The 12,231-nt window shown below is 71.9% G+C and carries 14 protein-coding genes; 8 read left to right on the top strand and 6 right to left on the bottom strand.

Translation table 11 applies throughout. From position 1 onward, the window contains the following. The first annotated feature begins 18 nt into the window (after nucleotides 1-18). From AC2D9U_RS17890 to AC2D9U_RS17875, 4 genes are all read left to right on the top strand, one after another. A complete protein-coding gene (locus AC2D9U_RS17890) occupies nucleotides 19-1,431 on the top strand; it encodes a leucyl aminopeptidase family protein (RefSeq protein WP_484751559.1) in 1,413 nt (470 codons plus the stop codon). Next, nucleotides 1,431-1,880 carry a DNA polymerase III subunit chi gene (locus AC2D9U_RS17885; RefSeq protein WP_484751558.1) on the top strand — a complete coding sequence of 150 codons (450 nt, stop codon included), beginning with the start codon at nucleotides 1,431-1,433 and terminating at the stop codon, nucleotides 1,878-1,880. The genes AC2D9U_RS17890 and AC2D9U_RS17885 overlap by 1 nt, the downstream gene beginning before the upstream one ends. 44 nt (nucleotides 1,881-1,924) lie before the next feature. Further along, the gene (locus AC2D9U_RS17880; RefSeq protein ID WP_484751557.1) at nucleotides 1,925-2,734 is read left to right on the top strand and encodes a TSUP family transporter; all 810 of its coding nucleotides are present in this window, start codon (nucleotides 1,925-1,927) and stop codon (nucleotides 2,732-2,734) included. Between the two features lie 98 nt (nucleotides 2,735-2,832). Next, the gene (locus tag AC2D9U_RS17875; RefSeq protein ID WP_484751556.1) at nucleotides 2,833-3,018 is read left to right on the top strand and encodes a hypothetical protein; all 186 of its coding nucleotides are present in this window, start codon (nucleotides 2,833-2,835) and stop codon (nucleotides 3,016-3,018) included. Here AC2D9U_RS17875 and AC2D9U_RS17870 read toward each other — a convergent pair. After that, nucleotides 2,993-4,867: an ABC-F family ATP-binding cassette domain-containing protein gene (locus tag AC2D9U_RS17870; RefSeq protein WP_484751555.1), complete on the bottom strand. Its 1,875-nt coding sequence runs from the start codon at nucleotides 4,865-4,867 to the stop codon at nucleotides 2,993-2,995. The genes AC2D9U_RS17875 and AC2D9U_RS17870 overlap by 26 nt on opposite strands. A 34-nt stretch (nucleotides 4,868-4,901) precedes the next feature. Further along, entirely contained in the window at nucleotides 4,902-5,711 is an 810-nt protein-coding gene (locus AC2D9U_RS17865) for a dienelactone hydrolase family protein (protein WP_484751554.1), read from the bottom strand. Between the two features lie 142 nt (nucleotides 5,712-5,853). On the opposite strand from AC2D9U_RS17865, the gene ndk reads away from it, so the two are divergent. After that, the gene (ndk, locus tag AC2D9U_RS17860) at nucleotides 5,854-6,276 is read left to right on the top strand and encodes a nucleoside-diphosphate kinase (protein WP_484751553.1); all 423 of its coding nucleotides are present in this window, start codon (nucleotides 5,854-5,856) and stop codon (nucleotides 6,274-6,276) included. 69 nt (nucleotides 6,277-6,345) lie between these two features. Here ndk and AC2D9U_RS17855 read toward each other — a convergent pair whose 3' ends face one another. From AC2D9U_RS17855 to purM, 3 genes are read right to left on the bottom strand one after another with little or no spacing between them, the layout of a single operon-like run. Further along, on the bottom strand, nucleotides 6,346-6,507 hold the full coding sequence (locus AC2D9U_RS17855) for an aa3-type cytochrome c oxidase subunit IV (RefSeq protein WP_484751552.1): 162 nt from the start codon (nucleotides 6,505-6,507) through the stop codon (nucleotides 6,346-6,348). Between the two features lie 35 nt (nucleotides 6,508-6,542). Beyond that, nucleotides 6,543-7,139 (bottom strand): phosphoribosylglycinamide formyltransferase, encoded by a 597-nt coding sequence (gene purN / locus AC2D9U_RS17850; protein WP_484751551.1) that lies wholly within the window; start codon nucleotides 7,137-7,139, stop codon nucleotides 6,543-6,545. 13 nt (nucleotides 7,140-7,152) lie between these two features. Continuing rightward, complete coding sequence (purM, locus tag AC2D9U_RS17845; RefSeq protein ID WP_484751550.1) at nucleotides 7,153-8,214, bottom strand: phosphoribosylformylglycinamidine cyclo-ligase; 1,062 nt, start codon at nucleotides 8,212-8,214, stop codon at nucleotides 7,153-7,155. 48 nt (nucleotides 8,215-8,262) lie between these two features. Between purM and AC2D9U_RS17840 the strand changes: the two genes are divergently transcribed. The 3 genes from AC2D9U_RS17840 to AC2D9U_RS17830 are packed head-to-tail and all read left to right on the top strand — an operon-like array spanning nucleotide 8,263 to nucleotide 10,698. Continuing rightward, complete coding sequence (locus tag AC2D9U_RS17840) at nucleotides 8,263-8,979, top strand: hypothetical protein (protein WP_484751549.1); 717 nt, start codon at nucleotides 8,263-8,265, stop codon at nucleotides 8,977-8,979. Further along, nucleotides 8,963-9,553 (top strand): CDP-alcohol phosphatidyltransferase family protein, encoded by a 591-nt coding sequence (locus AC2D9U_RS17835; RefSeq protein WP_484751548.1) that lies wholly within the window; start codon nucleotides 8,963-8,965, stop codon nucleotides 9,551-9,553. Before AC2D9U_RS17840 ends, AC2D9U_RS17835 begins: the two co-directional genes overlap by 17 nt. Further along, nucleotides 9,550-10,698 (top strand): AI-2E family transporter, encoded by a 1,149-nt coding sequence (locus tag AC2D9U_RS17830; RefSeq protein ID WP_484751547.1) that lies wholly within the window; start codon nucleotides 9,550-9,552, stop codon nucleotides 10,696-10,698. Before AC2D9U_RS17835 ends, AC2D9U_RS17830 begins: the two co-directional genes overlap by 4 nt. A 9-nt stretch (nucleotides 10,699-10,707) precedes the next feature. Here the strand turns inward: AC2D9U_RS17830 and AC2D9U_RS17825 are convergent, their stop codons facing one another. Then, nucleotides 10,708-12,228 (bottom strand): Ppx/GppA phosphatase family protein, encoded by a 1,521-nt coding sequence (locus AC2D9U_RS17825; RefSeq protein ID WP_484751546.1) that lies wholly within the window; start codon nucleotides 12,226-12,228, stop codon nucleotides 10,708-10,710. Nucleotides 12,229-12,231: the final 3 nt, after the last annotated feature.

Genomic DNA, 12,231 nt, shown 5'->3' with positions numbered 1-12,231 from the left:
CATCCGCATTGGCCCCGCATGCTCCGCATAAGGTTCACCCGCCGTGCGCCCGAGGGTGCCGTGCCGGTGCTGGCCGTCCTGCGTCCCGGCGACCCCTTGCCGGCCGAGGCCGCGCCCGCCGGTTTCACCGCCGCTGCCGAGTCCCTGCTCGACCTGCCCGGCACCCCGCGCCGGGCTTATCTCGGCCTTGGCCCCGCGCCGCAGCAGGCGGGATTCGAGCAGGCGGGCACGCTGGCCGCGCGGCGGCTGAAGGACGTGCCGCATCTGGCGGTCGCGGCGCAGGCCCTCGCGCCCATGGAGATCGCCTGGCTCTGCGCCGGGCTGGCCCTCGGCGCCTGGGTCTTCGACCGGCACCGATCCGCGCCCCTGCCTGCCCTGCGCAAGGTGAGCCTGCAGGTCGCCGACCCGCGCGCCGCCGAGGCCGCCTGGGCGCAGCTGGCGCCAGGGGTGGAGGGCTGCCTCTGGGCGCGCGACCTGGTGAGCGAGCCGGCCAACCACCTGACCACGCGGCGCTTCGCGGAGCAGTTGGAAACGCTCGCCGGGCACGGCATCCATGTGGACATCTGGGGCCGCAAGCGCCTCGCCCGGGCGGGGATGGGCGCGCTGCTCGCGGTCGGCGCCGGCAGCGCCACGCCGCCGCGTCTTGCCGTGCTGCGCTGGCGCGGCAGCATCGCGTCCCCGCCGGTGGCCTTCGTGGGCAAGGGGATCGTCTTCGATACGGGCGGGATCTCGATCAAGCCGGCGCAGGGGATGGAGTCCATGCGCGCGGACATGGCGGGTGCTGCGGCCTGCGCGGGGGCGATGCTGGCGCTGGCGAAGCGGCATTCGCCCGCGCCCGCGGTTGCGGTGCTCGCCCTGGCCGAGAACGCGACCGGGGCGGGCAGCTACCGGCCCTCGGACGTGCTGCGCACCGCTTCGGGCCGCACGGTGGAGGTGGTGGATACGGATGCCGAGGGCCGGCTGGTGCTGGCCGATGCCCTGCACCACGCCACCAGCGCCTTCGCCCCGCGCGCGGTGATCGACCTCGCCACGTTGACCGGGGCCGTCGTCAGCGCGCTGGGGACGCACCGCGCCGGGCTTTTCGGGACGGATGCGGCGCTGATGGCCGAACTCGCCGCGGTGGGTGAGGCGGTGGGTGAGCGGCTCTGGCCGCTGCCGATCGGGGATCGGCATCGCGCGGACCTCGATTCCGACATCGCCGATCTGCGGCAATGCCTGCCGTCCGGGAAGGGCGTGCCCGATGCCAGCCATGCGGCCGCCTTCCTGCGCGAATTCGTCGGTGATTGCCCCTGGGCGCATCTGGACATCGCCGGCGTGGACACGCAGTCAGAGCCCCATGCGCTGGGCCCGGCGGGGGCGACGGGCTTCGGCGTGCGGCTGCTCGACCGGCTGGTGGCGCAGCATTTCGAGGCGGAGGCAGCGCATCCCTGATGGCCGAGATCGGCTTCTACCACCTGACGCGCACACCCCTGGAACAGGCGCTGCCGAAGCTGCTCGGCCGCGTGCTGGACACCGGTGGGCGGGCCGTGGTGCAGGTGGGCAGCGCCGAGCGGCTCGCCGCGCTGGATGCCGCGCTCTGGACCTGCCCGGAGCCGGATTGGCTGCCGCATGGCACGCCCGCCACCGGCAACCCCGAATTGCAGCCGATCTGGCTGACGACCGAGGACGGCGCCGCCCCGAATGGCGCGCGCTTCCTCTTCCTGGTCGATGGCGCGGAAAGCCGGCGCCAGGGCGAATATGACCGTGTCTTCGACCTCTTCGACGGCGCCGATGAGGCCGCGCTGGGGGCGGCGCGCGCACGGTGGAAGACCGCCAAGGCCGCGGGCCATGCGCTGACCTATTGGCAGCAGGGTCCGCGCGGCTGGGAGAAGAAGGCCTGATCGTCCGCTTTACGGCTGGAGGCGCCCCAATCTAGCCTGCCGTTATGCACGACGATATACAGCGCCCTCCCACCCGCGCCGCGCTGGCCTTTGTCTGCGGTGCGGCGGTCGGGGTCCTGGGCGGGCTGATCGGGCTGGGCGGTGCGGAGTTCCGCCTGCCCCTGCTGCTCGGCCTCTTCCTGCTGCCGGTGCATCAGGCGGTGCGGCTGAACCTGCTGGTGAGCCTGGCGACGGTGACGGCCGCGGCGGTGGCGCGGCTCGGCCTCGCCCGCTTCCCCGATCTGGCGCCCCTGCTGCCCGAGATCCTCGCCGTGACCGCGGGTGCGGTCTTGGCGGCCTGGTTCGGCACCGGATTGCTGGCGCGGCTCAGCGCCGCCTTCCTGACCCGCGTGATCGCCGCGCTGCTGGCGCTGATCGCGCTGATCCTGCTCACGGAGGCCCTCTTCGGGCTCGAGACCGGGGCCGGGGTGCCGCAGGGCCCGTGGCGGCTCGCGGTCGGCGTGGCGGCGGGGCTGGGCATCGGCCTGATCAGCTCGCTGCTGGGCGTGGCGGGGGGCGAGTTCATCATCCCCACCATGATGCTGGCCTTCGGGGCCGATGTGCGCACCGCCGGCACGGCGAGCCTGCTGATCAGCCTGCCGACGGTGGCGGTCGGCGTGCTGCGCTTCCATCGCCAGGGCGCCTATCGCCATGGCGGGGCGCTGAGGGCCGTGGCGCTGCCGATGTCGATCGGCTCGGTGGCCGGCGCGCTGCTGGGCGCGGCGCTGCTGCCTTACGCGCCGGGCAGCGCGCTGAAGGCGGGGCTGGGCCTCATCCTCGCCATCTCCGCGGCGAAGCTGTTCCGCCGGCCCTGACGGCCCTGCGGTCGTGCTGCGGCGCACACTCATAAGTTGCAACGCCGCCCCGGCAACACCTATGCTTCCTGTCAAGGAGATCATGCGGGGTTAAGGCCATGGACACCGATCTGCACGTCGAGCCGCCCACCGAAGCGATCCTGATGAAGCCCAAGGCCCCGATGGACCCCGTCCAGGCCGAACCCGCCACCGGGCGCGCCCTCTGGCCCACCTTCATGCGCCGCACCCTGACGGAAGAGGCGCTGGACGTCGCCGCGCTTACGCCGCGTCCAACTGCTCGGTGAGGCTGAGCCACTCGTCTTCCAGCGTGGCGATGGAGCGCGCTATGACGGTGCGGCGCGTATTCGCCCAGGCGATGTCCTCGGCCTTGCGCTTCGCATAGGTCTCGGGATCCGCGAGGCGCTTCTCGATCAGCGCATTCTCGAGCGTCAGGCGCTCGATCTGCTTCTCGATCTCCTTCACCCGCGCCTTGAGGGGGGCGAGCTGCTGGCGCGTCAGCGCCTTCTCGCGCCGCTCCGCCCCGGCCTTGCCGGCCTGCGCCGGCTCCTCGCCGCGCGCGGCGGCGCGGGCGCGTTCCAGCAGGAAGTCCCGATATTCCTCCATGTCGCCCTCGAAGGGCTTCACCGTGCCGTCCGCCACAAGCCAGAGCCGGTCCGCCACCAGCTCGACCAGATGCGGGTCATGGGTGATCAGCAGCACCGCGCCCTCGAAATCCGCCAGCGCGCGCACCAGCGCCTCGCGCGCATCGATGTCGAGATGGTTGGTGGGCTCATCGAGGATCAGCAGATGCGGCGCGTCGCGCGTGCAGAGCGCCAGCAGCAGCCGCGCCTTCTCCCCGCCCGAGCAGTTGCGCACCGGCGTCTCGGCGCGCTCGGCGGTCAGGCCGAAGCGCGCGAGCTGGCTGCGCGCCTGGGCCGGCGTGGCGTGGGGCAGGGCGGCCAGCATGTGCGACAGCGGCGTGCCATCGGCGTCCAGATCCTCGCTCTGGTGCTGGGCGAAGAAGCCCACGCGCAGCTTGGGCGAGCGCTTCATGGTGCCGCGCTGCGCGGTGAGCCGCCCGGCGATCAGCTTCGCCAGGGTGGATTTGCCGTTGCCATTCGCGCCGAGCAGCGCGATCCGATCTTCCTGGTCGAGCCGCAGGTCGAGGTTGGACAGCACCGGCGCCCCGCCATAGCCCACCGCGGCGTGTTCCAGCGCCAGCACCGGGGGCGCGAGCTGTTCCGGCGCGGGGAAGGCGAAGGAGCTCGAGGCATCCTCCACCACCGCTTCGATCACCGGCAGCTTCGCCAGCGCCTTGATGCGCGACTGCGCCTGGCGCGCCTTGCTGGCCTTGGCCTTGAAGCGGTCCACGAAGGCCTGCATGTGGGCCCGCTGCGCGGCGATCTTGGCGCGCTGGCTCTCCTGCTGCGCCGCGCGCTCGGTGCGCACCCGCACGAAATTCTCGTAATTCCCGGGGTAGAAGGTCAGCTTGCGCTGGTCGAGATGGACGATGCCATCCACCGCGCGGTCGAGCAGCCCGCGATCATGGCTGACGACGATGGCCGCGCCGGGGAATTTCGCCAGCCAGCTTTCCAGCCAGATCGTCGCCTCGAGATCCAGGTGGTTGGTCGGCTCATCCAGCAGCAGCAGATCGGGTTCCGCGAAGAGCGCGCGGGCGAGGGCCACGCGCATGCGCCACCCCCCCGACCAGGAGGAAAGCGGGCGGGCCTGCGCCTCCGCATCGAACCCCAAGCCCGCCAGGATCACGGCCGCACGGGCGGGCGCGGCATCGGCGCGGATGGCGATCAGGCGTTCATGGATCTCCGCGGCGCGGTGATCCTGGCCGTGCTGCTCCAGCTCCTTCAGCAGGGATGCCCGTTCGAGGTCGGCTTCCAGCACGCTCTCGAGCAGGCTGGTCTCCCCTCCCGGGGCCTCCTGCGCCACAATGCCGAGCTTCGCACGCGCCGCGAGCCGCACATCGCCGCCATCGGGCTGCAACTCGCCCGTGATGGTCTTGAGCATGGTGGACTTGCCCGCGCCGTTGCGCCCGACAAGGCCGATCTTGCGCCCGGTATCGAGGGTGAAATCGGCATTCTCGATCAGCGCGCGGGCGCCGACGCGGATGGTCAGGTTGCGGATGGTGAGCACGGTCATGGGGCGGGCTTGTAGCGCGCCTTCGGGCTTCGCGTCAGCGATGTTCGTTGAGGAAAGCGAGCACGGCGGCGCGCGCGCGCCGGGTCGCGGCAGGATCGGGCCCCGTCGTGGCGCCGAACATCGTGGGGCTGCTGGGGTTGTAGAACTGTGGATTGAAACGGACGCTGAGGTGCTCGGGCTCATCGAAGCCGTGCGGTGCGCCCTCAAGCAGCAGCACGCGCGGTTGCGGGCCGGATCGCCAGCCATGCGTGACATAGCGCTGGCAATCCTCTGGGGGCGTCCAATCATCCGCCCCGGCCAGCACGAAGAGCAGGGGCCCGTGCAACCGCGCCGAGAGGCCGAGGCACAGGCCGTATACCGCGATGCCCGCGCGCGGACGCGGCAGCGGCGTGCTGCCGTCATTCGGCGCGAGCAGATCCCAATGGTCGCTCATCACCACCGCGGTCAGGTAGTGCCCGCCCGAGAAGCCCATGACGAAGATTCGGTCAGGCTGCACGTCGGGCCGGGCCTGCAGGATCCGAATGAGGTCGTGCGTGTCCCGCAGGCGAACGGAGGAAATGTTCATCCGCGGGTGGATCACGGTGCATTGCTGGCCCACCCCATGGGGGCCGTACTGATCCGGGATGGCCGACATGAAGCCGGCCTCGCGGAACCAACCCGCCCACATCGGCCCGTTGAGCCGCGGGCCGCCGCAGCCATGCAGGATAACCACGACAGGAAACGGCCCGGGACCCTCCGGTCGGACGATCTGCGCTTCAATCGAAGGCCTGCCGCCAGCGGCAGGGCGCAGGGTCTCGAAGCCGGGGCGGCAGGCCCCAACAAGAAGGCCCAGCACCAGCAGCATGGCGAGGCGCATCGTCGATCCTCCCCAGTTTCGTTACCAGACACTGACAGAGGGCGCTGCGCGGCCGCAAGGGCTTGCGCGCCGGGCCGGTCCCGCCTATCCGGCGCGGCACCGCACGCAGTTGCACAGCAGGAACACAGACATGGCCATCGAGCGCACCTTCAGCATCATCAAGCCCGACGCCACGCGCCGGAACCTCACCGGCGCCATCAACGCGGTGTTCGAGAAGAATGGCCTGCGCATCGTCGCTCAGAAGCGCGTCTGGATGAGCCGCGCGCATGCCAAGAAGTTCTACGAGGTGCATGCCGCCCGCCCCTTCTACAACGACCTGGTGGACTTCATGGTCTCCGGCCCCGTCGTCGTGCAGGTGCTCGAGGGTGAGAACGCGGTGCAGAAGAACCGCGACCTGATGGGCGCGACCAACCCGGCCAACGCCGCCGAGGGCACGATCCGCAAGATGTTCGCCGAGAGCATCGAGGCGAATTCGGTGCATGGCTCCGACAGCGCGGAGAATGCCGCGATCGAGATCGCCTATTTCTTCTCGGGCACCGAGATCGTCGGCTGAGGCGAACCCACGCGAAAAAGGCCGCTTCCCACGCGGGAAGCGGCCTTTTTTTGTGCCTTCCCGGCCGGATCAGACCAGGAAGATGCCCATCAGCACCAGCAGCACAACGACGCCGACGATGGCCCATTTCGAGCCATCCATGAAGCTGTCGTAGAAGCCCTGGCGCTCCTCCATGATGTCCTCGGCCTTCACCTCGACCAGTTCGATCGGGCCCGCGGCATGTTCAGCCATGTCTGTCCTCTGTTCGGAAACCTTGCCCGCCGTTTCTAGGCAGCGCCGGGGTCCCGGGCAAGGGTGGTCGCAAGGCGGGCCAGCGCGGCCGGGTAGAGACGGTGCTCCTCGGCCAGCACGCGGGCGGCGAGGCTGGCCTCCGTGTCGCCCGGCAGCACCGGGACGGCCGCCTGGGCCAGGATCGGCCCCTCATCCACCCCCGGCGAGACGAGGTGCACGGTACAGCCATGCTCGGCCACGCCGGCCGCCAGCGCGCGCGCATGGGTATCCAGCCCCTTGAATTCGGGCAGCAGGGCCGGGTGGATGTTGACCATGCGCCCCTGCCAGCGCGTGACGAAGGGGGCGGTCAGCACCCGCATGAAGCCGGCCAGCGCCACGAGTTCGATGCGATGCGCCGCCAGCACCGCCTGCAACTCGGCCTCGAAGGCCTCCCGGCTGCGGCCGCGGCTCTCGACGATGGCGGTCGGGATGCCCTGTGCCGCGGCATGCGCCAGCCCGGCGGCGTCGGCGCGGTTCGAGACGACCAGAACGAACGCCGCCGGGTAGGCGGGGTCCGCGGCCGCGGCCGCGAGCAGCGCCATCATGTTGCTGCCGCGCCCCGAGATCAGGATCGCGGTGCGCAGTCGGCTCATCGCGGCCCCCTGCCTAGCGCGGCCAGGTGTCGGTGAGGTTGTCCACCCGCACCGCCGCAGCACCTGCCCCAGCCTCCAGCACCCCGATGCGGGTCACGTTCTCGCCATCGGCGGCGAGGCGCGCCATCGCCGCCTCGGCCTGGCCGGCCGCCACGACCAGCACCATGCCGAGCCCGCAATTGAACACGCGCAGCATCTCCTCCGGGGCGACATTGCCGGCCTCAGCCAGCCAGGCGAAGACCGGCGGCACGGCCCAGGCGCGGGCATCGAGCGCGGCGACCACGCCCCGGGGCAGCACGCGCGGCAGGTTGCCCGGCAGCCCGCCGCCGGTGATGTGCGCGGCCGCCTTCACCAGCCCGGCGCGATGCAGGGCCAGCACCGGCTTCACATAGATGCGCGTGGGCGTCAGCAGCGCGGCCGCCACGCTCTGGCCGGGCGCGAAGGGGGCGGGACTTTCCAGCGTCAGCGTGGTGGTGGCGAGCACCCGGCGCACCAGGGAGAAGCCGTTGGAATGCACGCCCGAGCTCGCCAGGCCCAGCAGCACGTCACCCGGGCCGACATCGGGCCGCGGCAGCAGCGCCTCGCGCTCCGCCGCGCCGACCGTGAAGCCGGCAAGGTCGTAGTCGCCACCCTTGTAGAGGCCGGGCATCTCCGCCGTCTCGCCGCCCACCAGGGCGCAGCCGGCGATGCGGCAGCCCTCGGCGATGCCGGCCACGACCTCGGCCGCCTGCGCGACCTCCAGCTTCCCGGTGGCGAAGTAGTCCAGGAAGAACAGCGGCTCGGCGCCCTGCACCACCAGGTCGTTCACGCACATCGCCACCAGGTCCTGGCCGACGAAGCCATGGATGCCCGAATCGATGGCGAGCTTGAGCTTGGTGCCCACCCCATCGGTGGAGGAGACCAGGATCGGGTCGCGGAACCCGGCGGCCTTCAGGTCGAACAGCGCCCCGAAGCCGCCAAGGCCCCCCATGGTGCCGCTGCGGTCAGTGGCGCGGGCGAGCGGCTTGATGCGCTCCACCAGCGCATCGCCGGCTTCGATATCCACACCGGCGTCGCGATAGGTCAGGCTGGTCATGACGGGCCCCGATCGGCTATTCGGCTGTCAGCAATTCGAGGTGGTCAGATGCCGGTCAGCACGCGGGGCGGAAAGAACCACGGGGGCGCGGCCACCGCAATCGCCGCGCTGTCGCTGTGGCTGATCTGCGCCGCCGCCAGCCCGATCCTGGCGCAGGCCCTGCCCCCGGCAGCCGGCGAAAGCCCGCTGATCCAGCGCAACGTGCCGGCCGAGGCCACCGCCGAGAACGCCGTGGTGGCGCGCGACCGGGCGCTGGTCGCCGGCCAGCGCGCGGCCTATGAGCGCCTCGCCAGCCAGATGGGCCTCGCCACCAATCTCAGCGATTCGCAGATCGAGGCGCTGGTGCAATCCATCGTCATCGAGAGCGAGCGGGTGACGACGAACCGCTACACCGGGCGCATCACGGTGAACTTCAACCCCGCGCGCATCACCGGCGGCCAGGCCGCCGTGGCGGCGGCACAGGGGCCAGGCCAGCCCGGCGCCCGGCCCGGCCCACCTGCCGTCGCCACGGTCGATGCCGTGGCGCGCTACGGTTCCTTCCGCGAGTGGCTCGAACTGAACCGCCGGCTCAAGGCCTCGGCCCAGGTGGCGGGGGTGGAGGTGGTGACGATCAGCGGGCAGATGGCGCGGCTGCGCGTGGGGCTGCGCAGCGATGCCACGACTGCCGCCGCCGACATGGCCGCGGGCGGCCTCGCGCTCGGCCCGGCACCGATGGGCGCCCCGCCCGGCGAGGGATGGCGCCTCAGCCTTGCCGGAGGCCGCTGACCGCGACCGCCGCGTCGGAACCGGAACCGTCAGGGATTCCGGGCATTTCACGCTGCCCAATGCCATCACCCTCGCACGGCTCTGCGCCGTGCCGGCGGCGGTGTGGCTGATCCTGAAGGGGCGGCTTGACCTCGCCTTCTGGGTCTTCGTGCTGGCCGGCGCCTCGGACGGGCTGGATGGCTGGCTGGCGCGGGTGCGCAACACGCGCTCGCATCTGGGCGCCATCCTCGATCCGATCGCGGACAAGGCCTTGCTGGTCTGCACCTACATCACCCTCGCCGTGATCGGCGTGCTCCCGGATTGGCTGGCGATCCTGGTCGTGTTCCGCGACCTGTTGATCGTGGGCGGGGTGCTGCTGCTCTACCTGCTGGGTGAGCCGCCGCAGATCCGCCCGCTGATGGTCTCGAAGGTCAATACGCTGGCGCAGATCCTGCTGGCGGCGGGGGCGCTGCTGCTGGCGGGGTATGGGTGGGGCGATGCCTGGGTGCTGGATGCGATGGTGGCGGTGGTGAGTGCCACGACCATTGCCTCGGGCGCGGCCTATGTCGTGCAGGCGGCGCGGCGGCCGCGATGAGCAACGCGCCGTCCACGCCCCCCGCTGCCGCGCCGGCGCGCCGGGCCGAGCCCCTCCCCGTGGCGCGCAACGCCACCCCGACGCAGCGCCTCGCGCTCGTGCTCGGGCTGGTGGCGGTGCTGCTGGCGGCGCTGTGGCTGTTCTCGGCCATCCTGACCCCCTTCGTGCTGGCCGCCTGCATCGCCTATTTCCTCGACCCCCCGACCGAGCGCCTCGCACGCATCGGCGTGCCGCGCGGGCTTGCCGCCTTCCTGCTGATCCTGACGTTGAGCGCGCTGGTGCTGCTGGCGATCCTGCTGCTCTACCCGCTGCTGATCGCCCAGATCGGCGTGCTGGTGCAGCGCCTGCCGGCCTATGTCGCGGGCATCGGCCAGCTGACGCGCCAGGCGCTGGAAGCGGCGCAGGAGGCCTTCGGGCCGGAGGTTGTGGATGCGCAGCTGCGCGACCTCGCCGTGCGCCAGGCCGGGCAGATCGTGAACTTCCTCGGCACCGCCGTGGGCCGGCTGATCGGCGGCGGCATGGCGCTGTTCAACGTCTTCACGCTGCTGATCGTGACACCGGTGGTGGGCTTCTACCTGCTGCGCGACTGGCCGCGCATCATCGGGCGGATCGAGAGCTGGCTGCCGCTGCGCTCCGCCCATGTGCTGCGCCAGCTCGGGCGCGACACGGACCGCGTGCTGGCCGCCTGGCTGCGCGGGCAGCTGCTGTGCTGCGCCATACTGGGCGTGTTCTACGCCGCCGCGCTCTCGGCCATCGGGCTCGAGCTGGGCCTGACGGTGGGGCTGATGACCGGCGTGCTGAGCTTCATCCCCTATGTCGGCTCGCTGACCGGCTTCGTCGCCGCCACGCTGCTGGCCGCCGCGCAGTTCGGCACCTGGGAAGGCGTGCTGCTGGTGGTGCTGATCTTCTTCGTGGGCCAGGCGGTGGAGGGCTATGTGATCTATCCGCGCCTGCTGGGCGACCGGGTGGAGTTGCACGCGGTGTGGGTGATCTTCGCGCTCTTCGCCGGTGGTGTCGCCTTCGGCTTCCTGGGCGTGCTGCTGGCCGTGCCGATGGCCGCCGCGATCGGCGTGATCGCGCGCTACTGGCTGCGCCGCTACCTGGAGAGCCCGCTCTACCTGGACCCGCCGCGCACCGGGGGATGAAGAGGGGGCTCAGCCCCCCGCCACCTCCACCGTGGCACTCAGCCCCAGCGCGGCGGCGAGCGCATCGAGCCGGCGCTGCACGCTCTCACCGGCGAAGACGCCGCTGCCCTCGACCAGGCGCAGCTGGATCTCCCCGCCGCGCCGGCGCAGCGCGGTGCCGCGCAGCAGCACGGGCGTGCCGCCGCTGAGCGTGAAGGCGAGGCGCAACGCGGCGCCCAGCTGCTCCGCCCGGCGCACCGCCTGCACGTCCAGCAGCGTCTTCGCCGTGGCGAGGTAGGGCGCATTCGCCTCGGCCTCGTAGCGAAGCGCCACTACCAGCGCGAGGAAGGCCCGCTGGTGATGGTCGAGCCCGACGCCGGGCTGGCGCAGCACGCGGTAGAAGGCCTGCTCGGCGCGGTAGTCGGGGTGGTCGTGGCTGCCGATGTCGGCCACCCAGCAGCTTGCGGCGCGCAGCGCGGCCTGCTCGCGGCTTTCTTCCTCGAAGATCGCATCGGTCCAGGCCAGCAGCGCGGGGGCGAGGCTCGCATCGCGGCCCCAGCGCAGCGCCAGATCCTGCCCGGCGGCCAGCAGCGGGTCTTCCTCGCGCACCTCGGGCGGCAGCAGGCGGGCATACCAGCCCTCCCGCAGCCCGTTCGCCGAGAACACCACGCGCCGCGCCCCGGTGGCGCGCAGCAGGCGGCGCAGCACCACCGCGGCATAGGCCATGTCGCCCACGCGCTTGGCCGGCGCGCCGGGCATGCGCTCGAGCGTCCGGCGCGGCGCCTGGGCCACCACGCCGGCCAGGTCGCGCGCTTCCTCCCGCCGCAGCACGTAGTGGTGCACGATGGAGAGCGGATAGCCGGTCTGGGCGATGTGCATCCGCGCGAGCGCCCGCCAGGCGCCACCGACCAGATAGAGGTCGCGCCCCTCGCCCCGCTTCAGCCAGGGCAGGGTCGCAAGCTCCGCCTCGGCGATGGCGCGCGCGCGCGGCATGTCGCCGCCGCTGCGATCGGCGAGGCGGATGGCGCCCAGCGGCAGGGAGGCCGCCGGCGCGGCCGCGCCCTGGTTCAGCTCGACCAGTTCCAGCGACCCACCACCGAGATCGCCCAGGATGCCGTCGGCGCCGGGAAAGCCCAGCAGCACGCCCTCGGCCGAGAGCGCGCCCTCTTCCGGGCCGGTCAGCACGCGGATGCCGATATCGGGCAGGCGGTCGCGGATGGCGGCGATGAAATCGGGCCCGTTCTCGGCGTCACGCGCCGCGGCGGTGGCGACGATCTCGATCGGGTCGGCGCCCATGGCGCGCGCCACCGCGGCGTAGCGGCCGAGCACGGTCAGCGCCGGGCCGATCGCCTCCTCGTTCAGCCGCCCGGTATTCTGCAGCCCGCGGCCGAGGCCGAGCACCGCCTTCTCGTTGAAGATGGTCAGCGGGTTGCGCGACAGCCCCTCGAAGATCACGAGGCGGACGGAATTGGAGCCCAGATCCACCACGCCAAGGCGCGGGCGGATGCTGGGGCCGGGGATCAGGGCATTGCGGTGTTCGTGCGTATCCAAGCG

It is taken from the genome of Roseomonas sp. TF40 (assembly GCF_057219975.1).
The sequence above is the reverse complement of the archived record's forward strand: the minus strand, read 5'-3'. Positions and strand labels throughout refer to the sequence as shown.